Genomic DNA, 25,881 nt, shown 5'->3' on the forward strand with positions numbered 1-25,881 from the left:
CGGGCAGGGGGACGGGAGGTCACGGAAGCGTTGCGGCACGCAACAGGTGGGGTACAGACCGGGCGCGCAGCGCCGTTCGGGGCATTCCGGCCTCGTAGAATCGGCGATCGTGGACACGACCGTGCAGGACCCGCTCGTCGGGCAGACGCTCGACCGCCGTTACCGGGTCGAGGCGCGCATCGCTGTCGGGGGGATGGCCACGGTGTACAGGGCCGTGGACACCCGCCTCGACCGGGTGCTCGCGCTCAAGGTGATGCACCCGGCCCTGGCGACCGACACCGGCTTCGTCGAGCGCTTCATCCGCGAGGCCAAAGCCGTGGCGAAGCTGGCGCACCCGAATGTCGTCGGGATGTTCGACCAGGGCGCCGACGGCACCTACGTGTATCTGGCCATGGAGTACGTGGCCGGCTGCACGCTGCGCGACGTGGTGCGCGAGCGCGGGGCGCTCCAGCCGCGGGCGGCGCTGGACATCATGGAGCCGGTGCTGGCGGCGCTCGGCGCCGCGCACCGCGCGGGCCTGGTCCACCGCGACATGAAGCCGGAGAATGTGCTGATCGGGGACGACGGCCGCGTGAAGGTCGCCGACTTCGGCCTGGTCAGGGCGGTGGACACTCAGACCAGCGCGTCGACCGGCTCGCTGCTGGGCACCGTCTCGTACCTCGCCCCCGAGCAGATCGGGCACGGCGTGGTCGACCAGCGCACGGATGTGTACGCGTGCGGGGTCGTGCTGTACGAGACGCTGACCGGCCGCAAGCCGTACGACGGGACGACGCCCGCGCAGGTGATGTTCCAGCACCTCAACGAGGACGTGCCAGCCCCGTCCTCGGTCGTCGCCGGTCTGGCACCCGCGCTGGACGCCCTGGTGGCGCGGGCCGCCTGCCGTGACCCGCGGGGCAGGCCCGCGGACGCCGTGGACCTGCTGGCCGAGGTGCGCGACGTGCGGGCGGCGCTGACCCCGGCGCAGCTGGACCGCGAGCCCGCGGACACCATCGGCGAGATGAGCGGCGCCGGGTCCGAGGACCCGACCAGCGTCGTCCACCGCTATCCGTCGGCGGCCTTCGCGTCGGAGCCGATGCCCGCCTCCGCGCCGCCGGTACCGGCGGCGGCCGACAGCGGCGAGCTGAACCGTACGAGCAGGCTGCTGCTGCCGCCCCCGCCGCCCGAGGAGCCGCCCGCGGGTCCGCGGCAGCCGCGGCGGCGGGGCCGCGGGGACGGTGCGCCGCGGCGGCGCGGGCCGCTGGCGGTGGTGCTGGCGCTGCTGGTGCTGCTCGGGGTCGGCGCGGGCGTCTGGTACATCAGCGACGGGCAGTTCACGAAGGTGCCCGCGGTGCTGGCGCTGTCGCAGGCCGACGCGGAGAAGAAGCTGGACGCGGCGGGGCTGCGCGCGAAGGTGACGCGGGACTTCTCGATCACGGTGCCGCGCGGCAAGGTGATCTCGACGGATCCGGGTCCCGGCAAGCGCGTCCGGGACAACGGCACGGTGACGCTGAAGGTCTCCAAGGGCCCGCAGCAGGTCCAGGTGCCCGACGTCCGGGGCAAGCCGCTGGAGACCGCGCGCAAGGAGCTGAAGGACGCGGGTCTGACGCCCGGCACGGTGGCCCAGGAGTTCAGCGAGGACGTGCCCCGCGGTCAGGTGGTCTCCACCGACCCCGCCGGCGGCATCCGGCGGGCGCCCGACACCCCGGTGGCGATCAAGGTGTCGCGCGGGGCTCCGGTCGACGTGCCGGACGTGATCGGCGACTCGGTCACCGACGCGCAGCAGCAGCTCGAGGACGCGGGTCTGAAGGTCGTCCTGGCGCCGGACAAGGTGTTCTCCGACGTCGCGGACAAGGACAAGGTCGCGCTGGCGTCCCCGGAGGTGGGGACGCAGGTCGGCACCGGCGACACGGTGACGATCACCGTGTCCAAGGGCCAGCAGCAGTTCGACGTGCCGGGCGTGACGGGCAAGAAGAAGGACGAGGCCAAGCAGATCCTCCAGGACGCGGGCTTCGACGTCCGGGTGATCACCGTGTTCTTCGGCGACACCGTCTTCAGCCAGTCCCCCGACGGCGGCGGACAGGCGCCCAAGGGCGCGACGATCACCATCTGGGTGCGCTGATGCGCGTGGTGACGGACGCGCCGACGGGTGCGGCGGGCTGATGCGGTCGCGCAATCCGGTGGGCAGCCATGTGCCGGTGGCCGGCGGGCTGGCCACCGTGGGGCTGGGGTACGCGGAGCGGATCGGCGCGGAGACCGTCCAGGTCTTCGCGGCCAATCCGCGCGGCTGGGCGACTCCGCCCGGCAGCCCTGCCCAGGACGAGGAGTTCCGGACGCGCTGCGCGGAGCTGGACCTGCCCGCGTACGTGCACGCGCCGTATCTGATCAACTTCGGCTCGCACACCGAGGCGACGGTGGACCGCTCGGTGGAGTCGCTGCGGCACTCGCTGCGCCGGGCGCGGGCGATCGGCGCGCTGGGCGTGGTGGTGCACACCGGCTCGGCGACCGGCGGCAGGACCCGCGAGGTGGCGCTGGCGCAGGTGCGCGAGCGGGTACGGCCGCTGCTGGACGAGCTGACGCACGACGACCCGTGGCTGCTGCTGGAACCGACGGCGGGGCAGGGCTCCTCGCTGTGCTCGCTGGTCGCGGACCTGGGCCCGTACATGGCGGCGCTCGACCGGCATCCCCGGCTCGGGGTGTGCCTGGACACCTGTCACGCCTTCGCGGCGGGGCACGACATGGCGGCGCCCGGCGGGATGACGGCGATGCTGGACGAACTGGCGGCGACGGCGGGCGAGGGGCGGCTGCGGCTGGTGCACGCCAACGGCAGCAAGGACGTGTGCGGGGCGCGCAAGGACCGGCACGCGAACATCGACGCGGGCCATCTGGGCGCGGAGCCGTTCCGTGAGCTGCTGCGGCACCCGGCGACGGAGGGCGTGCCGCTGGTCATCGAGACGCCGGGCGGGCCCGAGGGGCACGCGTCGGACGTGAAGCTGCTGAAGGAGCTGCGCGGCTAGGGGCTGCTCCCGGCTCAGGAATACCCCCAGGGGGTATGTGGTTGTGCTGACCGCAAGGCACCGCACGCACTTCCTGAGGACGGGGACATCCCATGGCGTACGAGCACACGGCCCACGACCACGCGGCGCACGCGCACCACGGCGGCAGCGGCGGCGGGGCGGGCTGGCGGACGGCCGCCCAGGCGACCCTGCACTGCCTCACCGGCTGCGCCATCGGCGAGGTCCTCGGCATGCTGATCGGCACGGCGCTCGGCTGGGACAACGTGCGGACGATGCTGCTGGCGATCGTGCTCGCCTTCGTCTTCGGCTACTCGCTCACCATGCGCGGCGTGCTGCGCGCGGGCCTGGACCCGCGCTCGGCGCTGCGGGTGGCGCTCGCCGCCGACACCGTGTCGATCATCTTCATGGAGCTGGCCGACAACGGCACGATCCTGGTCTTCCCCGGCGCCATGGACGCGACCTTGGCCGACGCCCTGTTCTGGGTGAGCCTGGCGCTCTCCTTCGTGGTGGCCTTCGCCGTCACGACCCCGGTCAACAAGTGGCTGATCGGGCGGGGCAAGGGCCACGCGGTGGTGCACCAGTACCACCACTGAGCCGCTACAGCTCGGGCCCGTCGCCCGGCTCCTCCTGGTACGAGTAGCGCTGCTCGTTCCAGGGGTCACCGAGGTTGTGATAGCCGCGCTCCTCCCAGAAGCCGCGGCGGTCCGCCGTCATGTACTCCACCCCGCGGACCCATTTGGGGCCCTTCCAGGCGTAGAGGCCGGGGACGACGAGGCGGACCGGAAAGCCGTGTTCCGCGGTGAGGGGTTCGCCGCCCTTATGGGTCGCGAATATCGACTTGTCGTCGATGAAGTCCTCGATCCGCAGATTCGAGCTGAATCCGTATTCGGCCCACACCATCACATGCGTGACGTCGTCGGCGGGCGGCGCCAGTTTCAGCACGGTATCGGTGGAAACCCCGCCCCATTCGATGCCGAGCATCGAGAACTTCGTGACGCAGTGGAAGTCGGCGACGACCGTGGCATACGGCAGCGCGGAGAACTCCTCGTGGTTCCAGCAGGTCTTGTCGTTGTCGGCGGTCGCGCCGAAGACCCGGAACTCCCAGCGGTCCGCCGTGAAACGGGGTACGGGGCCGTAGTGCGTGACCGGCCAGCCCCGCTGGATCCGCTGCCCCGGAGGAAGCTCCCCCGTCTGGCGTTCGGACTGACCCATGTCTCCATGGTGACAGACGGGGCGTGATGCTTCCGACCGGGCGGGGTCTTTCCGGGCAAGCCGGGCCCCGGAACGTAAGCCTGCACTTACTGGATCAGATGCCTGAGCAGTGCGAAGATGCGCGGAACCTGACAGCCCGATCGGAAGGACGGCGTTGCCATGCAGGGCGACCCCGAGGTCATCGAGTTCCTCAACGAACAGTTGACCGCTGAGCTGACCGCGATCAACCAGTACTTCCTGCACGCGAAGATGCAGGAGAACTTCGGCTGGACGAAGCTCGCGAAGTACACCCGGTCGGAGTCGTTCGACGAGATGAAGCACGCGGAGATCCTGACCGACAGGATTCTCTTCCTCGACGGGCTGCCGAACTACCAGCGGCTCTTCCATGTCCGGGTGGGCCAGACGGTCACCGAGATGTTCCAGGCCGACCGCCAGGTCGAGGTCGAGGCGATCGACCGCCTGCGGCGCGGCATCGAGGTCATGCGCGCCAAGGGCGACATCACCTCGGCGAACATCTTCGAGTCGATCCTGGAGGACGAGGAGCACCACATCGACTACCTCGACACCCAGCTCGAACTGGTCGAGAAGCTGGGCGAGCCGCTGTACATCGCGCAGCTCATCGAGCAGCCGGAATCCTGACGGACGGTCCCGCCGGCCGGCGCCCCGCGGTCCCGTAGCCGCGCTTCGCGGCCCCGGTCAGGCCGCCTGCGCGGCGGCGGGCGGCTCGTTGGCGCCGGGCACGGCGATCCGCTCGGCGCGGGCCGCCGCCGGGACGTCCGGCTCCACCCGTGCCGCGGCCGGCTGCTCCGCGCCGCGGGCGTCCGCGAGCATCGCCGCGAGGCGCTGGGTGCGGGTGGTGGCCGGGGCGGCGCCGCGGCCGAGGAGGCCCTGGATGCGCTTGACGCAGGAGCCGCAGTCGGTGCCCGCCTTGCAGGCGGAGGCGATCTGGCGCGGGGTGCAGCGGCCGTCGTCGGCGTGCTGCTTGACCTGCTGCTCGGTGATGCCGAAGCAGGAGCAGACGTACACGCGGTCACCGCCGATCAGGGCCCAGGAGTGCCTCAGGAGCTGAGGTTACCCTTACCTTACCCGGCGCCCCTGGTCAGGAAAAGCGCCGAGGGGCGCGGATCGGTGTGATCCGCGCCCCTCTGGACGAAACGGCCGGTGGGGCCGCCGCGCGCTACTGCCCGCGGTACATCTCGGCCACGAGGAAGGCCAGGTCCAGCGACTGGCTGCGGTTGAGCCGCGGGTCGCAGGCCGTCTCGTACCGCTGGTGCAGGTCGTCGACGAAGATCTCGTCGCCGCCGCCGACGCACTCGGTGACGTCGTCACCGGTCAGCTCGACGTGGATGCCGCCCGGGTGCGTACCGAGGGCGTGGTGCACCTCGAAGAAGCCCTTGACCTCGTCGAGCACGTCGTCGAAGCGCCGGGTCTTGTGGCCGGAGGCCGCCTCGAAGGTGTTGCCGTGCATCGGGTCGGAGACCCAGGCGACCTGCGCGCCGGACGCGGTGACCTTCTCCACCAGCGTCGGCAGCTTGTCGCGCACCTTGTCGGCGCCCATCCGCACGATGAAGGTCAGCCGCCCCGGCTCGCGCTCCGGGTCGAGGCGCTCGATGTAGGAGAGCGCCTCCTCCGGGCTGGTGCCGGGACCGAGCTTGATGCCGATCGGGTTGCTGATCCGGGACGCGAACTCGATGTGCGCCCCGTCGAGCTGCCGGGTCCGCTCGCCGATCCACACCATGTGGCCCGACACGTCGTACAGCCGGCCGGTCCGCGAGTCGGTACGGGTCAGCGCGGTCTCGTAGTCGAGCAGCAGCGCCTCGTGGGAGGCGTAGAACTCGACCGTGCGGAACTCGGCCGGGTCGGTGCCGCAGGCGGCCATGAAATTCAGCGCGTTGTCGATCTCGCGGGCCAGCGCCTCGTAACGCTGCCCGGACGGCGAGGACTTGACGAAGTCCTGGTTCCACGCGTGCACCTGGCGCAGGTCGGCGTAACCGCCGGTGGTGAAGGCGCGCACCAGGTTCAGCGTGGACGCGGACGCGTGGTACATCCGCTTGAGCCGCTCGGGGTCCGGGATGCGGGCCTCGGGGGTGAAGTCGAAGCCGTTGACCGAGTCGCCGCGGTAGGTCGGCAGGGTCACGCCGTCGCGGGTCTCGGTCGGCTTGGAGCGCGGCTTGCTGTACTGCCCGGCGATCCTGCCGACCTTGACCACCGGCACGGACGCCGCGTAGGTGAGCACCGCTCCCATCTGGAGCAGCGTCTTGAGCTTGTTGCGGATCTGGTCCGCGCCGACGGCGTCGAACGCCTCCGCGCAGTCACCGCCCTGGAGCAGGAACGCCTCACCCTTGGCCACAGCCGCCAGGCGACTGCGCAACTGGTCGCACTCCCCCGCGAAGACGAGCGGCGGATACGAGGCGAGGTCGGCGATCACATCGCGCAGAGCCTCGGAGTCGGGCCACTCAGGCTGCTGCGCCGCGGGAAGAGAATGCCAGGTGTTGTCACCGGCGTGGATATCTGCGTTCACGGTCACGGGCCCAACATTACGGGGTCGTGTCACGTGCTTATGGCCCCGCTCAGGAAGTGAGACGGACCCGGTGGCCACCATCGGTCGAAAACGGAGGCGAAAGGTCCGGCGGGCGACACGGACCCGGTCCACTCCTGCCCCTTCCGTGACTGCTAATGTCTGGCCGCCTAGGCCCGTCGGGCTGATTGCACGAGCGGTCCAGCAGCCGAAGGGGCCGTTCGCGATCCGCCGGACCGGCCCCAGGGCCGGTGACCGCCAAACCCCGCGGTCATCAAGGGGAGGGCGCGCGACTCGCGTGCCGGAATAGCCGAGGGCTGCGCGTTGACACGTAGACACCGCCGGAAGAAATCACTGATCGCTTACGGAGCCGCCGCCGTCGTGCTGGCCTCCGTCGCCACCTACGGCACCATCGCCATCGCGACACCGTCATCCGGGGGCGGGACGGACGCGAAGGCGGATGGCTCCACCACCTCGTTGCAGGACGCCTTCGCGTCCGCGGCGAAGGAGTTCAAGGTCCCGCAGAGCGTGCTGATGGCCGTTTCGTACCAGCAGACGCTGTGGGAAGCGCACAACGGACAGCCGAGCACCACGGGCGCGTACAACGTCATGGGGCTGACCCAGGTCGAGCCCGAGGACCTGGAGGAGTCGAGCACCGCCGACAAGCTGGCGGAGGTGAACCTCAGCGGCGACCCGGTGGTCACCAAGCACTTCAACGCCGCGCGGGCGCTCAAGTCCGACCCGGCGAAGGTGAACACCGACGACCCGCGGCTGCACACGCTGGACGCGGCGGCCAAGCTGACCCGTACCTCGCAAGAGGACGTACGCACCGACGAGCGGCAGAGCGTCCGCGCGGGCGCCGCGCTGCTCGCGCGGTACCAGAAGGAGGCCACCGGCTCGCTGCCGGCCGACCCCGGCCAGTGGTACGCGGGCATCGCGCGCTACAGCCAGTCGACCGACCCGCAGGGCGCGCAGCTCTTCGCGGAGCGCGTGCTGGGCTCGGTGAAGACCGGCGTCAGCCGGGTCACCACCGACGGCCAGTCGCTGACGCTGCCCGCCGACCCGACGGTGCGGGTGGTCAAGCCCGCCAAGGTCCCGGTGACGGCGACGTTCGCGAGCACGGCGGCCGTCCCGACCCCGGAGTGCCCGGCCGAGCTGCACTGCACCTTCGACCCGGCCGCCTACGCCAAGGCCGGTTCCGCGGCGGACGACTTCGGCAACTACAACGAGTCGAACCGGCCCGCCAACGGCGAGGACATCCGCTACATCGTCATCCACGACGCCGAGGGCACCTTCGCGGGCACCCTGGCGACGTTCAAGGACGTGTCCCGGTACGCCAGCGCCCACTACGTGGTCGGCGGCCAGGGCCAGGTCGCCCAGGCCGTGGAGACCAAGAACGAGGCGTGGCACGCTGCCAACAAGACCGTGAACATGCACTCGGTCGGCATCGAGCACGAGGGCTACGCGATCAAGAACGGCCAGTGGGTCTCCGAGCAGGAGTACCAGTCCTCGGCGACGCTGGTGAAGTACCTGGCCGCGAAGTTCAACATCCCGCTGGACCGTGAGCACATCATCGGCCACGACGAGGTGCCGGGCGTGCTCGACACCAACGTCAGCACGCAGCACTGGGACCCGGGACCGTTCTTCGACTGGAACCACTACATGTCGCTGCTCGGCGCGCCCGACGGCGCCGGCGGCGCGGGCGGTCCGGTCAAGGCCGGCCAGCTCGTCCGGGTCGTCCCGCCGTACAGCACGGCGAACCAGCCGAAGCTGACCAACGGCGGCACCGCGGTGGCCGCGCAGCCCGCGAACTTCCTGTACCTGTACACCTCGCCGTCCACCACAGCCGCGCAGCCGACCGACCCGTACGTCGGTACGGGCCCGCTGCCGACCGAGGGCTCCAACTGGTCGAACAAGGTCCTCGCGGGCGGCGCCTACGTCGTCGCCGAGGCGCAGAACGACTGGACGGCCATCTGGTACGGCGGCAAGAAGCTGTGGTTCCGCAACCCCGGCGGCCAGTACACCTCGGTCGTCACGCCGACCAGCGTGATCACCCCGAAGACCGGCGCGACCTCGATCCCGGTCTACGGCCGGGCGTACCCGGAGGACGCGGCGTACACCGGCACCAACGTGCCGGTGCAGTCGCAGAACAACGCGTCGCTGACGAAGTACAGCGTGCTGTCCGGGCAGGCGTACCCGACGGCGGGTGTGCAGAAGGCGGGCGACTACTGGTTCGCGGGGACCTTCGCGGGCACCGCGGCCGGTGACCGCACGCTGGTGCAGGGCAAGACGAACCTCTTCTACCCGATCCGGTACAACCACCGGATCGCCTGGGTGAAGGCCAGCGACGTCCAGCTCAAGACCAGCACGGCGGCGGACTCCGGCACCACGCGCTACAACCTGCTGGCCCGCGACGCCTCCGGCGGCCTGTACCAGTACCAGGGCACGGGCAGCGCGACCACGCCCTTCTACACGAAGTTCAAGGTCGGTCCCGGCTGGCAGATCTTCAACACGGTCACCGCGATGACCGCGCTGCGCGCGGACGGCACCGGTGACCTGGTGGCCCGCGACACCTCGGGCGTGCTCTGGTACTACCAGGGCAGCGGCAAGCCGTCCGGGCCGTTCAAGGCGCGGCTGAAGACCGGGGCGGGCTGGGGCGTCTACAACATGATCACCGGCGCCCGGGACATCACCGGGGACGGCAAGCCGGACCTGATCGCGCGCGACTCCTCGGGCAACCTGTGGCTGTACAAGGGCACGGGCAACCCGGCGGCGCCGTTCGCGGCCAAGGTGAAGATCGGTCCCGGCTGGAACATCTTCAATATGCTGATCAGCACGGGTGACATCACCGGCGACGGCAAGGCGGACCTGCTGGCCCGCGACACCGCCGGTGTGCTGTGGCTGTACAAGGGCACCGGCAGCCCCACCGCCCCGTACGCGGCGCGGGTGAAGGTCGGCGGCGGCTGGAACGCGTACAACACCATCGTCGGGGTCAGCGACCTCAACGGCGACGGGAAGCCGGACGCCGTGGCGCGGGACGCCTCGGGCACCTTGTGGTTCTACAAGGGCACCGGGACCGCGACGGGCGGACCCTTCGCTGCCAAGTCCCAGATCGGCGGCGGCTGGAACGCGTACAACCTGCTGTTCTGACCCACCGCCGCCGCGCGTGACCACGGGCACGGCCCGCGGGTGGAATCGGCTGTCCCACCCGCGGGCCGTGCGCTAAGGTCGGCGGTATGAACGCGCCGACAACGACGATTCAGTCGCTGAACCAGAACTGGTGGTGGACCGCTCCTCCGGCGGCCCACTGATCGCGCGCACGACACTTCGCGAAGGCCGCCCCCAGGGGCGGCCTTCGGCGTTTCCCCGCCGGGCCGGCCGCCCCTTCCGAACTCCCTTGGAAGGAACCGCCGTGCACGTCACCCAGCCCACCCCGCACGCCCTCGTCGAGCGCCTGACCGCCCCCGGCTGCCCGCCGTTCGCGCTGCTGCACCGCCGTACGCCCGGCCGCCCGGACGCCGTGGTGGAGGTGCTGCTCGGCCCGGTCGGGTCCGTCGAGCGGCTGGCCGACATCCCGCTGCCGACGGGTGCGCCCGCCGACGGCTCCCCGGCCACCGACGCGCTCGCCCTCGTCCCGTTCCGGCAGATCCGCGAGCGCGGCTTCGACGTCCACGACGACGGCACCCCGCTGACCGTCCTGCGGCCCGACGAGTCGTACGCGTTCGCGCTCGCCGACCTGCTGGCCGCGCTGCCCGACCGCGAGGTACGCGTCGAGGGCGGCGACTTCGACGTGGACGACGACACGTACGCGGGCATCGTCGAGCGGGTCATCGAGGACGAGATCGGGCGCGGCGAGGGCGCCAACTTCGTGATCCGCCGCACCTTCCGGGGCACGGTCGCCGACCACGGCCCGGACGCGGCGCTCGCGCTCTTCGCCCGGCTGCTGCGCGGCGAGCGCGGCGCGTACTGGACGTATGTGGTGCACACGCCCGAGCGCACCCTGGTCGGGGCGAGCCCCGAGGTGCACGTACGGATGTCGGGCAGCGCGGTGGTGATGAACCCGATCAGCGGCACCTACCGCTATCCGGCCGAAGGGCCGTCGGCCGAGGGGCTGCTGGCGTTCCTGCACGACCCGAAGGAGGTGGAGGAGCTGACGATGGTCGTGGACGAGGAGCTGAAGATGATGTGCACCGTCGGCGACCTCGGCGGGGTCGTCGTCGGCCCGCGGCTGAAGGAGATGGCCCATCTCGCGCACACCGAGTACGAGTTGCGCGGGCGCTCCACCATGGACGTGCGGGACGTGCTGCGCGAGACGCTGTTCGCCGCGACCGTGACCGGCTCACCGGTGCAGAACGCGTGCCGGGTCATCGAGCGCTATGAGCCGGTCGGGCCCGACGGCGCGGGGCGCGGCTACTACGCGGGCGCGCTCGCCCTGCTCGGCCGCGACGCGGGCGGCGCGCAGACCCTGGACTCGCCGATCCTCATCCGCACCGCCGACATCTCCCCGGCCGGCGAGCTGAAGGTGCCGGTCGGCGCGACCCTCGTCAGGCACTCCGATCCGTACGGCGAGGTCGCCGAGACCCACGCCAAGGTCGCCGGGGTGCTGACCGCCCTCGGGGTCCGCCCGGCGCCCGCGGCCCCGGCGAGCGGGGTACGGCCGAGGCTGGCCGACGACATCCGGGTACGGGCGGCGCTGGACGCCCGGCGGGCGCACCTCGCCCCGTTCTGGCTGCGGATGCGGACCGCGCGCACGGACGAGGCGCCGCCGGCCGGGCACGCGCTGGTGGTGGACGGCGAGGACACCTTCACCGCGATGCTCGCGCACGTCCTGCGCTCCTCGGGGCTGGCCGTGACGGTACGGCGCTTCGACGAGCCCGGTCTGCGGGAGGCCGCCCTGGGCCACCCGGGGCCGGTCGTCCTCGGCCCCGGGCCCGGCGACCCGTCGGACACCGCCGACCCCAAGATGCGGCTGCTGCGCGGCCTGGCGGCCGATCTCGTCGCCCGGCACCGGCACGGCATCCTCGGGGTCTGCCTCGGCCACGAACTGCTCGCCGCCGAACTCGGCCTCGACATCGTCCGCAAGGCGCGTCCCGCGCAGGGTGCCCAGGAGCGGATCGACTTCTTCGGGCGCCCCGAGACCGTCGGCTTCTACAACACCTTCACCGCCCGCTGCGCCCCCGGTTCCGCCGTCGCGGAGGAACTGGCCATGCACCAGGTCGAGTTGAGCCTGGACCCCGCCACCGGCGACGTCCACGCCCTGCGCGGCCCCGGCTTCGCCGGCGTCCAGTTCCACCCCGAGTCCGTCCTGACCCTGAACGGCCCCGCCGTGGTGGCCGAGCTGCTGACGTCGGTGACGGTCGCCTGAAGGTCCGCCCGGCGGGCGGCGGTTCCTCGTTCCTCAGGGGCGCGAGGAACCGCGCGGCCACGTCCCACCGGCCGGTGGGAGGGATCAGACCGCGAGCGGCTCGGCCTGCGGGGCGAGCGCCGCCACGCTGTGGCTGATCGCGCAGCTCCCCGCGCTCCTCGGGGGCAGCGTCATGAGCGCGGTCACCGCACGCAGCATCGACGCGCCGTCCGCCGTGCCGTCGAGCACGAGATCGGCACGGGCCCGGGACGGGGCGACGTAGGCCGCGTGGCGTTCGCGTCCGCTCTGGAGGTAGTTGAGGAGGGAGAGCCGCGGGTCCTGGCCGAGGACGTCGATCTTGCGGAGGATCTTCCGGGCCAGCCGGATGTCGTCCGGCGTGTCGACGTAGACGCGCCAGGTGGCGCGGGCGACGACGGCGGGGAGGGTGAGGGCGAACAGGCCCTCGACGACGACCAGCCGGTACCGCCCGCCGGAGGTCGCGGCGTCGACGGCCGCCGTGACGGCCCCCTCGTCGATGGAACCCGGATGGTTCCAGTCCAGCGTGTCGGCGCCCGAGGCGCTCCGCGTACGTACCCCGCGCACAGGATCGTGCGCGGGGACGTAGAAGTCGTCGAGATGGATGAGACCGACGGTCTCCGGGTCATGCCGCGCCAACGCCTCGGCAAGCGTGGACTTGCCGGATGCGGTGCCGCCTGCGACCGCCAGTAGGGGCACGTGCTGCCCACTCGCCACACCCGTCATACCGGGCGCTCCTCATGTGCTCAATGGGGGGAAACGAAGCGGCGGGACTGGACAGGTCCGATGCCGGGTGGAGGGAGAATAGGGCGAGGAGATCGCTGGTGACAAGCGGTGTCGGGCAAGCGACGGGCAAAAGAATTTCCGGCGGGGAGCAGCCCTAGCCGAAGAAGACGCCGACCTCCTCGTAGAGCAGCGGATCGACGGTCTTGATACGGGCGGTGGCGTCCGCGATCGGCACCCGGACGATGTCGGTGGCGCGCAGCGCGACCATCGTGCCGAAGTCCCCGTCGCGGACCGCCTCGATGGCGTGCAGGCCGAAGCGGGTGGCGAGCCAGCGGTCGAAGGCGCTGGGGGTGCCGCCGCGCTGGACGTGGCCGAGGACGGTGGTCCTGGCCTCCTTGCCGGTGCGCTTCTCGATCTGTTTGGCCAGCCATTCGCCGATCCCGGAGAGCCGGACGTGGCCGAAGGAGTCCAGGGTGCCGTCCTTGAGGACCATGTCGCCGTCCTTGGGCATGGCGCCCTCGGCGACGACCACGATCGGCGCGTAGCGGATCTTGAAGCGGCTCTCGACCCAGGCGCAGACCTGGTCGAGATCGAAGCGCTGTTCCGGGATGAGGATGACGTTGGCCCCGCCCGCGAGGCCGGAGTGCAGGGCTATCCAGCCCGCGTGCCGTCCCATGACCTCGACGACCAGGACGCGCATGTGGGACTCGGCGGTGGTGTGCAGCCGGTCGATGGCCTCGGTGGCGATGTTGACCGCGGTGTCGAAGCCGAAGGTGTAGTCGGTGGCGTCGAGGTCGTTGTCGATGGTCTTGGGGACGCCGACGACCTTGACGCCGTGTTCGTCGTGGAGGGTGGCTGCCACGCCGAGGGTGTCCTCGCCGCCGATCACGATGAGCGCGTCCACGCCCTGTTCGACGAGATTGCGCTGGACGCGCTCCACGCCGCCCTCGACCTTGAGCGGGTTGGTGCGGGAGGACCCGAGTATGGTGCCGCCGCGCGGCAGGATGCCGCGCACGGCCGGGATGTCGAGCGGCACGATGTCCCCTTCGAGGGGACCGCGCCAACCGTCCCGGTAGCCGGTGAATTCGTACCCGTACTCCTGGACGCCTTTACGGACGATGCCGCGAATGACCGCGTTGAGACCTGGGCAGTCACCGCCGCCGGTCAGAACTCCGACCCGCATGGACTCTTCCCTTCGTCGCAAGCCAGCTGTGCCGGATGTGACAAACACCGGCCAAGCTAGCGTGACTTGGGTCACATGTCGCCGTCCAGGTCGCCGTCAAGACCGGCCTCGATCGCGTATCGGACAAGCTCGACGCGATTGTGGAGCTGGAGTTTGCCGAGGGTGTTCTGCACGTGGTTCTGCACGGTCCGGTGGGAGATGACCAGGCGCTGCGCGATCTGCTTGTAGCTCAGGCCCTTGGCGACCAGCCGCAGCACCTCGGTCTCGCGTTCGGTGAGCCGGGGCGCGGCGGGTTCGCCGGTCGTGGCGGGCGGCGGCACGGTCGCGAGCCTGCGGTACTCGCCGAGCACGAGTCCGGCCAGGCCCGGTGTGAACACCGGGTCCCCGACGGCGGTCCTGCGCACCGCGTCGACCAGTTCGTCGCGGCCCGCGGACTTCAGCAGATAGCCGGTGGCACCGGACTTCACCGCCTCCAGGACGTCCTCGTGCTCGCCGCTGGCGGACAGCACCAGGACGCGGACGGCGGGGTCGTCCGACATGACCTGCTTGCACACCTGCACGCCGGAGGCGCCGGGCAGGTTGAGGTCGAGGACGATCACCTGCGGGCGGGCGGCGCGCGCCCGCCTGATCGCCTCGGGGCCGTCGCCCGCGGTGGCCACCACCGTGAAGCCGGAGTCGGACAGATCGCGGGCCACGGCGTCGCGCCACATGGGGTGGTCGTCGACGACCATCACCGTCACGGACTGATCGGTCATGCGGTCCTGCTTCCCTCTGTCTCGCTGAGTACGGGCACGGGCCGGGACACGGGGTCAGGGCCGGATACGGGCGCGGGGTCGGATACGGGTGCGGGGTCGGTGTCCTCCGGCTCGGACACGGGCGGGGGTCCGGGCTCGGACACGGGCGCGCGGTCGGGCTCGGCAGCGGGCGCGGTGTTCTTCGACGGCCCCCTGGGCAGCCGCAGTTCGACCTCCGTGCCCTGGCCCGGCACCGACTCCACCACGGCGGTGCCGCCGAGGTCCCGCAGCCGGCCGCGGATCGACTGGGCGACACCGAGCCGCCCCTCGTCCTCCGCCGCGGCCAGCCGCCCCTCGGAGATGCCCGGGCCGTCGTCCCGCACGCTGACCAGCACCGCGTCCGGCTCGTCCTCGACCAGAATCCAGGCGTGCGCGCCGTCACCCGCGTGCTTGCGCACATTGTCCAGCGCCGCGCCCACGGCGGCGGTCAGTTCGGCCGCCGCGTCCGGTGCGAGCAGGACGGGCGTGCCGGGCGCGGACAGCGTGACGCTCGCCGAGGCGTACGGCGTGAGGAGCGTGGTGAGGTCGTGCGGGCCGGAGGTCAGCGCGTCACCGGCGCCGCGCGCCTCGGGCAGCGGGCCGCCGGTGATCAGGGTGCGCAGCGCGGCCTCCTGCTCGCCCGCCATCCGGCCCAGCTCCGCGGCCTCTCCCCCGGCCTGGTTGCCGCGCCGCTGCACCATGGCGAGCACCTGGAGGACGCCGTCGTGGATGTCGCGGGCCAGCCGCTCGCGCTCCCGAGTGGCGGCCTCGATCTGGAGGGCGCGGGCCAGGGTGCGCTCACTGGCCCGCGCGACCTCGACCACATAGCCGATGGCGATGCTCGCCACCCAGATCAGCACGACATTGTGCAGGGTGTCGCGGCTGGGGGTGCCGCGCTCGATCAGGTCAGCGGCGGCGACCAGCGTGGAGGCGACCGCGGCCCACCGCCAGCCGCCCTTGACGGCGAAGGCCAGCACCGAGCCCGCGGTCCATATCGACGGCAGCGTGAAGGAGCCCGAGTCGATCCTGGCCTGGGTGTCGACCACGGCGGTGAGCAGGATGCCGGTGATCGCGACCGTGAGGTCGATGGTCAGGAAGCGCTTGGTGCAGCGCTCGGCCGACATCACGCGGCCGAGCGTGGACAGCGTCCACACCGCGAGCACCAGCATGTACGCGCCGGCGCCGAGCGGGTGCAGCAGGTCGTGGTACGCGTAGACGTACAGCGACAGCGCGTAGCCGAGGGTCAGGACACGGTAGGCGACCAGCGCGCGCCACAGCGGCTGTTCGACGGACATCCTCATGCCGGGTCCCCTCCCCCGCGGCCGGTCACTGGCCTGCGGGTTGCTCCTGCTTTATGTCGCCGGGGCCGCCCTCGCCGGTTCCCCCGGTGCCGGAGTCCCCGGTGCCGGAGTCCCCGCCCGTACCGGATTCCCCGCCCGTACCGGAGTCCCGGCCCCCCGCCTTCTCCAGTTCGGCGGCGCGCTTGGCGGCCTCGGCGATCTGGCGCTTGGCGGCGGTGGCGTAGATGTCCACGTACTCCTGGCCGGACAGCTTCATGATCTCGTACATCACCTCGTCGGTGACCGAGCGCAGGATGAAGCGGTCGCCCTCCATGCCGTGGTAGCGGCTGAAGTCCAGCGGCTTGCCGATCCGGATGCCGGGGCGGATGGAGAGCTTGGGCATCACCTGGCCGACCGGCTGCACCTTCTCGGTGTCGATCATCGCGACCGGGATCACCGGGGCGCCGCTGGCCAGCGCGACACGGGCGAGCCCGCCGGGCTTGCCGCGGTAGAGGCGGCCGTCGGGCGAGCGGGTGCCCTCGGGGTAGATGCCGAACAGCTCACCGCGCTCCAGCACCGCGATGCCGCTCTTGACCGCGGCCTCGCCCGCGCCGCGCGCGCCCGAGCGGTCCACCGGGAGCTGTCCGACGCCCTTGAAGAAGGCGGCCGTCAGCTTCCCCTTGACTCCGGGGGAGGTGAAGTATTCGGCCTTCGCGATGAAGGTGACCTTGCGGTCCAGCATCGCGGGCAGGAAGAAGGAGTCCGAGAAGGACAGGTGGTTGCTCGCCAGGATCGCCGGCCCTTCCCTGGGGATGTTCTCCAGGCCCTCCACCCAGGGGCGGAAGGCAGCCTTGAGCGGCGAGCCGATGGCGATCTTCATCGCACCGTAGAACAACCGAGGACCTCCTGTAGCCGACGGGAAGACCTTAACGCCAGTCGGGCCCGGTCTCTCCCCACGCACCCCGGCACCGCGGCCACGCCGTGACGACATCACGGCACCGTCGTGCCGCCGCCATGAAGGTGCCATGGTCACGCCACGGCCGCCCGGGCCACGCTCGCCGCGGCCACCGACGGGGCTTACCGCTTGGTATCCGGTCCGCGTACGCTGAACCTCTCACCTTCGTGTACCCGCGATCGCGCCCTCGAACAGGAGACCCACGGTGCCGCTCATGCCCGGAGCCGAGCCGTACCGCCATGACGGCGGCGAGATCGGCGTCCTGATCTGTCACGGATTCACCGGTACACCGCAGTCCATGCGTCCCTGGGGCGAATATCTGGCCGCCCGCGGGCTGACCGTCTCCGTTCCCCTGCTGCCCGGCCACGGCACCCGCTGGCAGGACATGCAGGTCACCGGCTGGCAGGACTGGTACGCCGAGGTCGACCGCGAGCTGCGGTCGCTGTCCGACCGCTGCTCGCAGGTCTTCGTCTGCGGTCTGTCGATGGGCGGCACACTGGCGCTGCGGCTGGCCGAGCGGCACGGCGCCGCGATCAGCGGGCTCGTGCTGGTGAACCCGTCGGTGAAGGCCGACAGCCTCCAGCTCAAGGCGGTGCCCGTGCTGCGGCACCTGGTGCCGTCGGTGCCCGGTATCGCCAGCGACATCGCGCGTGAGGGCGGCGCCGAACTCGGCTACGACCGGACGCCGCTGCACGCCGTGCACTCGCTCAGCAAGTTCTGGCCCGTCGTGCACGCCGGGCTGCCGCAGGTCACCCAGCCGCTGCTGCTCCTGCACAGCAGGGTCGACCATGTGGTGCACCCGTCGAATTCGGCGGTGGTGCTCAGCAAGGTCTCCTCGACCGATGTCACCGAGCGGGTGCTGGAGCGCAGCTTCCACGTCGCCACGCTCGACCACGACGCCGAGCAGATCTTCACGGAGTCGTACGACTTCATCCAGCGGCTGTCCCGGCCGGGTGGGGAGCCCGCAGGGGACCTCGCCGAGGGCGGCGCGGCCGACGAAGCGGTAAAGGGGGGTACGGCCGGTGGCTGACCGCGAGGACGAGGGCACCGCACCGCAGGAGGAGCCGGCCCGTCCGCCGCTCGACGAGGACGCGGCGTGGGCCGCGCTGATCGCCGGATACGACGACGAGCCCGAGCCGGGGTCGGTGGCGTGGCCGGACTCGGAGAACGTCACGGAGACGGCCTCGGGACCCACCACGTCGGGCACGGGTCAGCGGCCGGGCGACCGGTCGGCGGACGGCTCGGGGGCCGGCTCCGGGCGCGCCTCGGGGAACAGCCCGGGGGACGGCTCGGCGGACGCGGAGAAGGACGGCGAGAAGGACGACGAGGGCGAGGCCGGGACCGGCACGAAGGCGGACGCCGGACGTCCCGCGCTGCCCGGCTCCAGCCGCAGCATCGTCGTGCACCCGGTCATCCAGGGTCCGCGCGACTACGAACTGGCCGACGACGACGAGGACGCGCATTACGTGCCGCCCGAGCCGCCGCCGCTGCCCGACGCGGACGTCACCACGAAATTCGCCTGGATCGCGGTCCTGGGCGGACCGCTGCTCATGCTGGGCTTCGTCCTCTTCCAGGTCGAACTCACCTGGTGGGCCATCCTCTTGGGCGTCGGCGGCTTCCTCGGCGGCTTCACGACGCTGGTCGCGCGGATGCGTACGGGAGAGGACGACGACGACCTGCCGGGCGGCGGGGCCGTCGTCTGAGGCCCCGCGTCCCTGACGAGGAGCGGCGGCGGGGCTATCCCGCCGCTTCCGCCTCGGCTTCTGCCTCGGTACCGGCCCGCGCGTCCGCCCCGGCCTCCGTTTCCGCGTCGCCCTCCGCTTCCGCCTCCATCGCGGTGGCGGGTACGCGGAGCGCGGCGAGCACCGGCATGTGGTCGGTGGCCGCGTACAGATCGGCCTCGTTGACTCCGGGCAGGCCCAACGGGACCCCGCAGCCCAGCACCTCGATGCCCGGTGTGCTGAAGACGGCGTCGATCCGCTGGAACGGCGCCCGGTGGTTGGTGATCTCGGCGCCCCACGGCGCGGTGGCGTAGCCGTCCTGGAGGACGTCGGCGATCCGGGAGAAGCCGGGGCGGTCCGGCGGCTCGTTGAAGTCGCCGCCCAGCACCACATACGGCTCGCCCATCGCGGCCACCCGGTCCAGTACGTATCCGGCCTGCTCGTACCGCTCGGCGGGCGACAGGCTCAGGTGGGTGGAGACGGCGGCCAGGCGCGCGCCGCCGATCCTGAGCACGGCGGTCGCGAACCCCCGCTGGTGCAGCGGGGGCCGGTGCGGCATGAGCGGATCCTCCACCCGCTCCACATGCGCGCGGAGCGAGGAAAGGATCATCGGGCCCGCGGCGGTCGCCCCGCCGGTCACGTACACCAGGCCGGACGCACGGGCGAGGCGGGCCGCGGCCTTACGCCATCGGAAGAACCGCGGAGCCTCTTGGACGAGGACGAGATCGGGGGCGCAGGCTCGGATCACCCGGGCCAGCGCCGCCGTGTCGTCCCGCATGGAACGGATGTTGTAGCTGAGCACGCGGACGACCGCCGAGCCCCCCGGCTCGGTGGCGGAACTCGGCAGATCCTCCACTGTCATCGTGTCAGCCCTGTCGTGCCAGGTCGGCCGCGCCCACCAGCCCCGCCTTGCCGCCGAGTTGGGCGGCCAGCACCTGCGCGTGCGGACGCCACTCCCCGCCGATCAGCCAGCGCCGGAAGGACTTGCGGATCGGGTCGAGGACCAGTTCGCCCTCGTCCGACACACCGCCTCCGACGATGAACGCCGACGGGTCGAAGAGCGAGGCCAGGTCGGCCAGCCCCGCGCCCGCCCAACGGGCCAGCTCGCGGAAGGAGTCGACGGCGACCGGGTCGCCCTGGCGGGCGGCGGCACTGATGTGCCTGCCCTCGATGCCGTCCACCGTGCCGTCGCCGAGGGCGAGCAGCACTTCCGCGTTCTCCGGGGTCGCGTTGGCCCGCTGCTTCGCGTACCTGACCAGCGCGCGCCCGGACGCGTACTGCTCCCAGCAGCCCTGACTGCCGCAACCGCACAGCAGCCCGTCGGGCACGACCCGGATGTGACCGAACTCGGCCGCGACGCCGAACCGGCCGCGCCGCAGCTTGTTGCCGATGATGATGCCGCCGCCGAGACCCGTTCCGAGCGTGATGCAGATCACATCGGAATGGCCCTGCCCGGCACCGAACCGGTACTCGCCCCAGGCCGCCGCGTTGGCGTCGTTCTCCACGACCACGGGGAGCCCGACACGCTGCTCGACCTTGTCCTTCAGTGCCTCGTGCCGCCAGTTGATATTGGGGGCGAAGAGGACGGTGGCGCGCTTGTCGTCGACATAGCCGGCGGCGCCGATGCCGACGGCTTCGATCTGGTGACCGGTGCTGACCTGGCGTACCGCCTCCACGATCGCGTCGATGACGCCCTCGGGAGTCGGCGGCGTCGGCACCTTGACGGTCTCGAGAATCGAGCCTTCCTCGTCGACCACGCCGGCCGCGATTTTGGTGCCGCCGATGTCGACGCCGATGGTGAGTCCCATGTGTCCCTCAGTTTTCGGTCGATCCCCGCTTAGGAGAACCGTACCGGAGGGGAGGTCAGTCGAGGTCGATGTGTTCAGTCGGTGAACTCGGAGCGCGGTCCTCGCCCGTCCACCGCGTCTCGTGTTGGGCCACCGCAGAGCGGTATGCGGCGAGCAGTTCGGCTCCCGCGGCCGTCAGATGGTCGAACACATCCGGATTACGGTCCTTGATGGGTTCGACAACTGAACGCACCTGGGACATGACGCCCTGGGCGGCCATCTGTACCGCGGGGTTCCGCAGCGCCCCCAGTTTGTCCGTGACGGCCTCGCCGAACGCCTCCGCGAGGCGGCGCAGCTCCTCGCCCGCGCTGCCGACTCCCTGCCCCGCCTGCTCGCGCCGTCTGGCGTGCTCGGCCGCGATGTCCTCGGCGCTGGCCTTCGCCCAGGCGTCGGCGTCGGGACGTTCCGTGGATTCGCTCATGATCGGCTCCAAAAGGGGCGCTCCGGGCTGGTTGCGTCGGCTCCCTCGACGGTACCCGACCGGCCGACGGGACAGCGGGTACCGGCGGCAGGCAGCCGGGAACGGGCAGCCGGCGCCGGGGAGCCCGGGGAGGGCCGGGGGCGCCCGCTCAGTTCGGCCAGAGCGCCGGGTCGGGCGTGAACCGTACGCGCAGCACGCCGTCCCGCAGCGCGGCGCCGGAGACCGTACAGCGGCGCAGGGCGGACGGCAGCGGCACGATCCGCCGGAAGCCGCCCGCGTCCAGGACGAGTTCGTCGCCGCGGCGGACCAGGTCGAGCCCTTCGCGGCTCGCGCCGGGCAGCGGCAGCGACCACACGAAGTGGCCCTCGGCCGCGAGGCGGTCGTCGACGGTCCAGGGGTCCGCGGCCCGCGAACCCGAGACACCGGCTTGCGGAGAGCGGTGCTCGAAGGTGTCGACGGCCAGCGCCGCCAGTTCCGCGGGTCCTCGCGGTTCCGCGCCCAGGTGCGGCAGTTCGCGCAGCGCCACCGCGTCGGCCGCACAGGTCTCGGCCATCGCCTTGAGCCGGTCCTGCTGGCGGGCGCCGAGCCCGGCGAGGAAGGGGTCGGCGGAGTCGGCGGGCAGCAGCCGGTTGGCGACCACGGCTTCGAGGCGGTGGCCGAACAGGGCGAGTCCGGTACGGGCGTCGCGCAGCACGCGCTCGGCGTGCGGTCCCGGCTCCACGACGACCGCCACGGTCGTCCCGGTGTCCTCGATCACCGACTGCACGGCGGACAGCTCGCGGTCGGCGCGGGCGGCGGCCTCGTACGCCCACTCGGCGGGCATCGGGACCCCGGCGAGCTGGGCGAGCACCGGGCGCAGCGCGCGGGCGGCCTGCCGGTCGGCGGGCAGCAACCGCCGCAGGTAGCGCCGCAGTTGTTCCGGCAGGGCGAGCAGCGCGACGGCGTCGCGCACGGGCGGCAGGTCGACGACGACCAGGTCCCACGGCGGCCGGTCGTCGTGGCCGACGGTGTGCACGTCGCGCAGCGCCCGCAGCAGGGCGAGCGCGTCGGCGCCGGGGACCTCGGTCAGCTCCTCGGGGTCGAGGGGGGCCGCGCCGAGCATGTCGAGCAGGGTGCCGATCCGCTGCTGGAGGTCGAGGGTGGCGGCCCGGTAGGAGGCGGCGGTGTCGACGGCCGCGACCCGCAGTTCCGGCACGCCGTCCACCGCGCTGGGGCGGCCGAGCGCGGGTGATCCGGACAGCGGTCCGGCGGCCTCGGGCGCGGCGGACAGCGGCAGCAGGGCGGCCACGTCGGCGCGGTCGCCGGTGAGCAGCACCGTACGGACGCCGGCGCGGGCGGCGGCCACGGCGGTCGCCGCCGCGACCGTGGTGCGGCCCGCGCCTCCGTGGCCGGTGACGAGCAGGGTGCGGGGCGGTCGCGGGGCGCGGGTCACCGGGTCAGGCCGGGTCGTCGGGCTTGGCGGCGGAGTCGGCCGCGGAATCCGGCACGCCGGCCGCGTCCCCGCTCTCGCCGCTCCCGGACTCGACGCGCTTCTTCAGGCCCGCGAGCGCCCGGTCGATGATGACCTTCTCCGCCTTGCGCTTGATCATGCCGAGCATGGGGATCTTGACGTCCACGGTGAGCTGGTACGTCACCTCGGTGCGCGTGCCGCCGTCGCGCGGCGCGAGGGCGTAGGAGCCGTCGAGGGTGCGCAGCATCTGGGACTTGACCAGCGACCAGCGCACCTCGGTGGCGCTGATCCAGGTGTACGCCAGGGTGTGGTCGTCCTTGATCGCCCCGGCGTCGAGCACCAGCCGGACCTGCTCGGCGCGGCCTTCGGCGTCGGTGGCGAGGACTTCCGCCTCCTTGACCTCTCCCGTCCACTCCGGGTAGCGGCCGAAGTCGGCGATGACGCCCATGACGGCGGCCGGAGCCGCCTCGATCGTGATGCTCGACTTCGTGTGTTCCGCCATCGCCGTAGCCCCTCCGGGACATCGCATGCCATTGCTGCTGAAGGCTACCGCGTGCAGGTGGGGCGGCCGTCACCGCTGCGGGCGCCGCCGGTCGCGTCCGGCGGCCGGGTCACCACTCCAGGACCCACGGCCGACGGGTGTGGTTGAAATGCCCGACGTTGACGCATTCGGTGCGGCCGATCCGGGTGCGCGGCACCAGCGGCTGGTGGACGTGGCCGAAGAGCGCGAATTTGGGCCGGACGGTGTGGATCGCCTCCAGCAGCGCCTGGCTGCCGCGCTCGAAGCGCCGGGCGGCGGTGTCGTAGCAGAGTTCCGGGATCGCGGGCGGGATGTGGGAGCAGAGCACGTCGACCGGGCCGAGGGCGGCGACCTTGGCCGCGTACTCCTCCTCGGAGATTTCGTACGGGGTGCGCATCGGGGTGCGCAGGCCGCCGCCGACGAAGCCGAAGACCCGGCCGCCGATCTCGGCGGTCGCGCCGTCCAGGACGGTGGTGCCGGGGCCCGCGTACTCCGGCCAGAGGGCCGGGATGTCGACGTTGCCGTAGGTGGCGTACGTCGGGGCGGGGAAGGCGGCGAACAGCTCCGCGTACTGCTTGCGTACCGCGGACTCGATGGCGGTGCGCCGGTCGGTCCCGGCCCACAGCTCCTGGTCCAGGACCCTGGCCTCGTCGAAGCGGCGGGCGGTGCGCAGCTCGACCATCCGGTCGGCGTTGGCGACGCCGAAGAGGTCGGGGAAGATGCCGCGGGAGTGGTCGGCGTAGTCGAGGAAGAGGACCAGGTCGCCCAGGCAGACCAGCGCGTCCGCGCCGTCCCCGGCCCGGCTCAGGGCCTCGGCAGCGCCATGGACGTCACTCACCACATGGACCCGCATGCGGACACTTTATAGCCGGACAGACCCTAGCGGGTCAGCGGCGGCCCGGCCGGGCGCTGGACTACTCTTCCGGGCAGGAACCCAGCCGCTCCGCCCCGGTGTGTGAAGCGCGTGTGATGTGTGTGTGACGCTGAGAACATCTGTACGGCCCCCCCTATCGCCAGAGCTTTACCGATGGGTAACGTCCACGCCGTCCACATCTTCCCTCCGGGTGCGCCGTGGCACCGATGAGGAGCAGCCGCCTTGCGTGAGTTCAGTCTTCCGGCCCTGTACGAGGTCCCCGCGGACGCCAATCTGACGGATCTGATCCGCCGCAACGCCGCTCAGCATCCGGACACCGCCGTCGTCGCCCGCAAGGACTCCGCGGGCCGGTGGCAGGACGTCAGCGCGACGGGTTTCCTCGCCGAGGTGCGCGCCGCGGCCAAGGGTCTGATCGCCTCGGGCGTGCAGCCGGGCGACCGGGTGGCCGTGATGTCCAGGACGCGGTACGAGTGGACGCTGCTGGACTTCGCTATCTGGAGCGCGGGCGCGGTCACCGTGCCGGTCTACGAGACGTCGTCGGCGTCCCAGATCGAGTGGATCCTCAGCGACTCGGGCGCGGTCGCGGCGGTCGTGGAGTCCGAGCCGCACGAGAGCGCGGTGGAGTCCGTACGGGAGCGGCTGCCGCGGCTCAAGCACCTGTGGCGGATCGACACCGGCGCGGTGGACGCGCTGAACGCGGCGGGTACCGACATCTCCGACGCGGTGGTGGACGAGCGCAGCGCGAGCGCGGGCGCCGACTCCCCCGCGACCGTCGTCTACACCTCGGGCACCACGGGCCGCCCCAAGGGCTGTGTGCTGAGCCACCGCAGCTTCTTCGCGGAGTGCGGCAACGTGGTGGAGCGGCTGAGCCCGCTGTTCCGTACCGGCGACTCCTCGGTGCTGCTCTTCCTGCCGCTGGCCCACGTCTTCGGGCGGCTGGTCGAGGTCGCGGCCGTGATGGCGCCGATCAGGCTCGGCCATGTGCCGGACGTCAAGAACCTCACCGACGACCTCGGCTCGTTCCGGCCGACGATGGTCCTGGGGGTACCGCGGGTCTTCGAGAAGGTCTACAACACCGCGCGGGCCACGGCGGAGGCGGGCGGCAAGGGCAAGATCTTCGACCGCGCGGCGGCCACCGCGATCGAGTACAGCCGGGCGCTGGACACCACGGCGGGCCCGTCGCTGAAGCTGCGGTTCACGCACAAGGTCTTCGACCGGCTCGTGTACGCCAAGCTCCGCGCGGTCCTCGGCGGCCGGGCCACCCACGCGATCTCCGGCGGCGCGCCGCTGGGCGAGCGCCTCGGCCACTTCTACCGCGGTATCGGCTTCACGGTGCTGGAGGGCTACGGCCTCACCGAGTCCTGCGCGGCCACGGCCTTCAACCCCTGGGACCGTACGAAGATCGGTTCGGTCGGCCAGCCGCTGCCGGGGTCGACCGTGCGGATCGCGGACGACGGCGAGGTGCTGCTGCACGGCGAGCACCTGTTCACCGGGTACTGGAACAACGAGGCGGCGACCGCGGAGGCGGTCTCCGACGGCTGGTTCCACACCGGTGACCTGGGCTCGCTCGACGAGGACGGCTATCTGTCGATCACCGGCCGGAAGAAGGAGATCATCGTGACGGCGGGCGGCAAGAACGTCGCGCCCGCGGTGATCGAGGACCGGATCAGGGCGGACGCGCTGGTCGCCGAGTGCATGGTGGTCGGTGACGGGCGCCCGTTCGTGGCGGCGCTGATCACCCTGGACGAGGAGTTCCTGCCGCACTGGGCCGAGCAGCACGGCAAGGCGGGCGCGGGCGTCGCCGAGCTGGCGGCCGACCCGGAGCTGCTGGCGGCCGTGCAGCGCGCGGTGGACGAGGGCAACGCGGCCGTCTCCAAGGCCGAGTCGGTGCGGAAGTTCCGTATTCTGCCGACCCAGTTCACGGAGGAGTCCGGCCACGTCACGCCGTCGCTGAAGCTGAAGCGGAATGTCGTCCTGACGGACTTCGCGGCGGAGATCGAGGCCCTTTACCAGCGCTGAGGTTCTGTC

General features: G+C 71.9%; 23 protein-coding genes. 9 read left to right on the forward strand and 14 right to left on the reverse strand.

Features of this window, described 5'->3' with window-relative positions; all coding sequences use genetic code 11:
- Positions 1-109 precede the first annotated feature (109 nt).
- The 3 genes from pknB (at position 110) to ACIP4Z_RS00285 (ending at position 3,586) form a co-directional block, all read left to right on the forward strand.
- Positions 110-2,098: a Stk1 family PASTA domain-containing Ser/Thr kinase gene (gene pknB, locus ACIP4Z_RS00275; protein WP_401303786.1), complete on the forward strand. Its 1,989-nt coding sequence runs from the start codon at positions 110-112 to the stop codon at positions 2,096-2,098.
- Positions 2,099-2,138: 40 nt separating this feature from the next.
- Positions 2,139-2,993 carry a deoxyribonuclease IV gene (locus ACIP4Z_RS00280; protein WP_401303788.1) on the forward strand — a complete coding sequence of 285 codons (855 nt, stop codon included), beginning with the start codon at positions 2,139-2,141 and terminating at the stop codon, positions 2,991-2,993.
- Between the two features lie 92 nt (positions 2,994-3,085).
- Positions 3,086-3,586, forward strand: coding sequence for a DUF4396 domain-containing protein (locus ACIP4Z_RS00285; protein WP_401303791.1), 501 nt, complete (start codon positions 3,086-3,088; stop codon positions 3,584-3,586).
- A gap of 4 nt (positions 3,587-3,590) precedes the next feature.
- Here ACIP4Z_RS00285 and ACIP4Z_RS00290 read toward each other — a convergent pair whose 3' ends face one another.
- On the reverse strand, positions 3,591-4,205 hold the full coding sequence (locus ACIP4Z_RS00290) for a sulfite oxidase-like oxidoreductase (RefSeq protein ID WP_355334188.1): 615 nt from the start codon (positions 4,203-4,205) through the stop codon (positions 3,591-3,593).
- Positions 4,206-4,364: 159 nt separating this feature from the next.
- On the opposite strand from ACIP4Z_RS00290, the gene bfr reads away from it, so the two are divergent.
- The gene (gene bfr / locus ACIP4Z_RS00295; RefSeq protein WP_188284346.1) at positions 4,365-4,844 is read left to right on the forward strand and encodes a bacterioferritin; all 480 of its coding nucleotides are present in this window, start codon (positions 4,365-4,367) and stop codon (positions 4,842-4,844) included.
- 57 nt (positions 4,845-4,901) lie between these two features.
- On the opposite strand, the gene ACIP4Z_RS00300 is transcribed toward bfr, so the two are convergent.
- Both ACIP4Z_RS00300 and ACIP4Z_RS00305 read right to left on the reverse strand, forming a co-directional pair.
- On the reverse strand, positions 4,902-5,231 hold the full coding sequence (locus tag ACIP4Z_RS00300; protein ID WP_391159792.1) for a (2Fe-2S)-binding protein: 330 nt from the start codon (positions 5,229-5,231) through the stop codon (positions 4,902-4,904).
- Positions 5,232-5,382: 151 nt separating this feature from the next.
- Positions 5,383-6,732 (reverse strand): class II 3-deoxy-7-phosphoheptulonate synthase, encoded by a 1,350-nt coding sequence (locus ACIP4Z_RS00305; RefSeq protein ID WP_355334194.1) that lies wholly within the window; start codon positions 6,730-6,732, stop codon positions 5,383-5,385.
- 375 nt (positions 6,733-7,107) lie between these two features.
- On the opposite strand from ACIP4Z_RS00305, the gene ACIP4Z_RS00310 reads away from it, so the two are divergent.
- Together ACIP4Z_RS00310 and ACIP4Z_RS00315 are read left to right on the forward strand one after the other, a co-directional pair.
- Positions 7,108-9,873, forward strand: coding sequence for an N-acetylmuramoyl-L-alanine amidase (locus ACIP4Z_RS00310; RefSeq protein WP_401304993.1), 2,766 nt, complete (start codon positions 7,108-7,110; stop codon positions 9,871-9,873).
- Between the two features lie 262 nt (positions 9,874-10,135).
- Positions 10,136-12,088 carry a chorismate-binding protein gene (locus ACIP4Z_RS00315; RefSeq protein WP_391043925.1) on the forward strand — a complete coding sequence of 651 codons (1,953 nt, stop codon included), beginning with the start codon at positions 10,136-10,138 and terminating at the stop codon, positions 12,086-12,088.
- Between the two features lie 84 nt (positions 12,089-12,172).
- Here the strand turns inward: ACIP4Z_RS00315 and ACIP4Z_RS00320 are convergent, their stop codons facing one another.
- From ACIP4Z_RS00320 to ACIP4Z_RS00340, 5 genes are all read right to left on the reverse strand, one after another.
- Complete coding sequence (locus ACIP4Z_RS00320) at positions 12,173-12,829, reverse strand: uridine kinase (RefSeq protein WP_391159794.1); 657 nt, start codon at positions 12,827-12,829, stop codon at positions 12,173-12,175.
- A gap of 154 nt (positions 12,830-12,983) precedes the next feature.
- Entirely contained in the window at positions 12,984-14,012 is a 1,029-nt protein-coding gene (locus tag ACIP4Z_RS00325) for a 6-phosphofructokinase (RefSeq protein WP_355334200.1), read from the reverse strand.
- Between the two features lie 71 nt (positions 14,013-14,083).
- Positions 14,084-14,767: a response regulator transcription factor gene (locus ACIP4Z_RS00330; RefSeq protein WP_188285457.1), complete on the reverse strand. Its 684-nt coding sequence runs from the start codon at positions 14,765-14,767 to the stop codon at positions 14,084-14,086.
- Complete coding sequence (macS, locus tag ACIP4Z_RS00335) at positions 14,764-16,086, reverse strand: MacS family sensor histidine kinase (protein ID WP_401303799.1); 1,323 nt, start codon at positions 16,084-16,086, stop codon at positions 14,764-14,766. The genes ACIP4Z_RS00330 and macS overlap by 4 nt, the downstream gene beginning before the upstream one ends.
- 25 nt (positions 16,087-16,111) lie before the next feature.
- Positions 16,112-16,960, reverse strand: a complete 849-nt coding sequence (locus ACIP4Z_RS00340; RefSeq protein ID WP_401303802.1) for a lysophospholipid acyltransferase family protein — start codon at positions 16,958-16,960, stop codon at positions 16,112-16,114.
- A gap of 265 nt (positions 16,961-17,225) precedes the next feature.
- Here ACIP4Z_RS00340 and ACIP4Z_RS00345 point away from each other — a divergent pair, with 265 nt between their 5' ends.
- Together ACIP4Z_RS00345 and ACIP4Z_RS00350 are read left to right on the forward strand one after the other, a co-directional pair.
- Entirely contained in the window at positions 17,226-18,050 is an 825-nt protein-coding gene (locus ACIP4Z_RS00345) for an alpha/beta fold hydrolase (protein WP_355334207.1), read from the forward strand.
- Positions 18,043-18,723, forward strand: a complete 681-nt coding sequence (locus tag ACIP4Z_RS00350) for a hypothetical protein (protein ID WP_391043914.1) — start codon at positions 18,043-18,045, stop codon at positions 18,721-18,723. Before ACIP4Z_RS00345 ends, ACIP4Z_RS00350 begins: the two co-directional genes overlap by 8 nt.
- Positions 18,724-18,757: 34 nt before the next feature.
- Here the strand turns inward: ACIP4Z_RS00350 and ACIP4Z_RS00355 are convergent, their stop codons facing one another.
- The 6 genes from ACIP4Z_RS00355 to ACIP4Z_RS00380 all read right to left on the reverse strand — a co-directional run bounded on the left by ACIP4Z_RS00355 (position 18,758) and on the right by ACIP4Z_RS00380 (position 23,832).
- Complete coding sequence (locus ACIP4Z_RS00355; protein WP_401303806.1) at positions 18,758-19,603, reverse strand: endonuclease/exonuclease/phosphatase family protein; 846 nt, start codon at positions 19,601-19,603, stop codon at positions 18,758-18,760.
- Positions 19,604-19,607: 4 nt separating this feature from the next.
- Entirely contained in the window at positions 19,608-20,549 is a 942-nt protein-coding gene (locus ACIP4Z_RS00360) for an ROK family glucokinase (RefSeq protein ID WP_355334214.1), read from the reverse strand.
- Between the two features lie 55 nt (positions 20,550-20,604).
- Entirely contained in the window at positions 20,605-21,009 is a 405-nt protein-coding gene (locus tag ACIP4Z_RS00365) for a DUF5304 family protein (RefSeq protein ID WP_355334216.1), read from the reverse strand.
- A gap of 148 nt (positions 21,010-21,157) precedes the next feature.
- The gene (locus ACIP4Z_RS00370) at positions 21,158-22,441 is read right to left on the reverse strand and encodes an ArsA-related P-loop ATPase (protein WP_401303810.1); all 1,284 of its coding nucleotides are present in this window, start codon (positions 22,439-22,441) and stop codon (positions 21,158-21,160) included.
- A gap of 4 nt (positions 22,442-22,445) precedes the next feature.
- Positions 22,446-22,961, reverse strand: a complete 516-nt coding sequence (locus ACIP4Z_RS00375; RefSeq protein WP_401303812.1) for an SRPBCC family protein — start codon at positions 22,959-22,961, stop codon at positions 22,446-22,448.
- 109 nt (positions 22,962-23,070) lie between these two features.
- Positions 23,071-23,832 (reverse strand): metallophosphoesterase, encoded by a 762-nt coding sequence (locus ACIP4Z_RS00380; protein WP_355334223.1) that lies wholly within the window; start codon positions 23,830-23,832, stop codon positions 23,071-23,073.
- 243 nt (positions 23,833-24,075) lie between these two features.
- On the opposite strand from ACIP4Z_RS00380, the gene ACIP4Z_RS00385 reads away from it, so the two are divergent.
- On the forward strand, positions 24,076-25,872 hold the full coding sequence (locus tag ACIP4Z_RS00385) for an AMP-dependent synthetase/ligase (RefSeq protein WP_355334225.1): 1,797 nt from the start codon (positions 24,076-24,078) through the stop codon (positions 25,870-25,872).
- The last annotated feature ends 9 nt before the right edge of the window (positions 25,873-25,881 follow it).

It is taken from the genome of Streptomyces sp. NPDC088910, assembly GCF_044749865.1.
In the GTDB taxonomy this organism is placed as follows: Bacteria; Actinomycetota; Actinomycetes; order Streptomycetales; family Streptomycetaceae; genus Actinacidiphila.

Excerpts from the sequence above, each read along its gene's own strand:
- ACIP4Z_RS00280 (WP_401303788.1), top strand. The coding sequence starts at position 2,139 with ATGCGGTCGCGCAATCCGGTGGGCAGCCATGTGCCGGTGGCCGGCGGG.
- ACIP4Z_RS00285 (WP_401303791.1), top strand. The coding sequence starts at position 3,086 with ATGGCGTACGAGCACACGGCCCACGACCACGCGGCGCACGCGCACCAC.
- ACIP4Z_RS00290 (WP_355334188.1), bottom strand. The coding sequence starts at position 4,205 with ATGGGTCAGTCCGAACGCCAGACGGGGGAGCTTCCTCCGGGGCAGCGG.
- bfr (WP_188284346.1), top strand. The coding sequence starts at position 4,365 with ATGCAGGGCGACCCCGAGGTCATCGAGTTCCTCAACGAACAGTTGACC.
- ACIP4Z_RS00320 (WP_391159794.1), bottom strand. The coding sequence starts at position 12,829 with ATGACGGGTGTGGCGAGTGGGCAGCACGTGCCCCTACTGGCGGTCGCA.
- ACIP4Z_RS00325 (WP_355334200.1), bottom strand. The coding sequence starts at position 14,012 with ATGCGGGTCGGAGTTCTGACCGGCGGCGGTGACTGCCCAGGTCTCAAC.
- ACIP4Z_RS00330 (WP_188285457.1), bottom strand. The coding sequence starts at position 14,767 with ATGACCGATCAGTCCGTGACGGTGATGGTCGTCGACGACCACCCCATG.
- macS (WP_401303799.1), bottom strand. The coding sequence starts at position 16,086 with ATGAGGATGTCCGTCGAACAGCCGCTGTGGCGCGCGCTGGTCGCCTAC.
- ACIP4Z_RS00355 (WP_401303806.1), bottom strand. The coding sequence starts at position 19,603 with ATGACAGTGGAGGATCTGCCGAGTTCCGCCACCGAGCCGGGGGGCTCG.
- ACIP4Z_RS00360 (WP_355334214.1), bottom strand. The coding sequence starts at position 20,549 with ATGGGACTCACCATCGGCGTCGACATCGGCGGCACCAAAATCGCGGCC.
- ACIP4Z_RS00365 (WP_355334216.1), bottom strand. The coding sequence starts at position 21,009 with ATGAGCGAATCCACGGAACGTCCCGACGCCGACGCCTGGGCGAAGGCC.
- ACIP4Z_RS00375 (WP_401303812.1), bottom strand. The coding sequence starts at position 22,961 with ATGGCGGAACACACGAAGTCGAGCATCACGATCGAGGCGGCTCCGGCC.
- ACIP4Z_RS00380 (WP_355334223.1), bottom strand. The coding sequence starts at position 23,832 with ATGCGGGTCCATGTGGTGAGTGACGTCCATGGCGCTGCCGAGGCCCTG.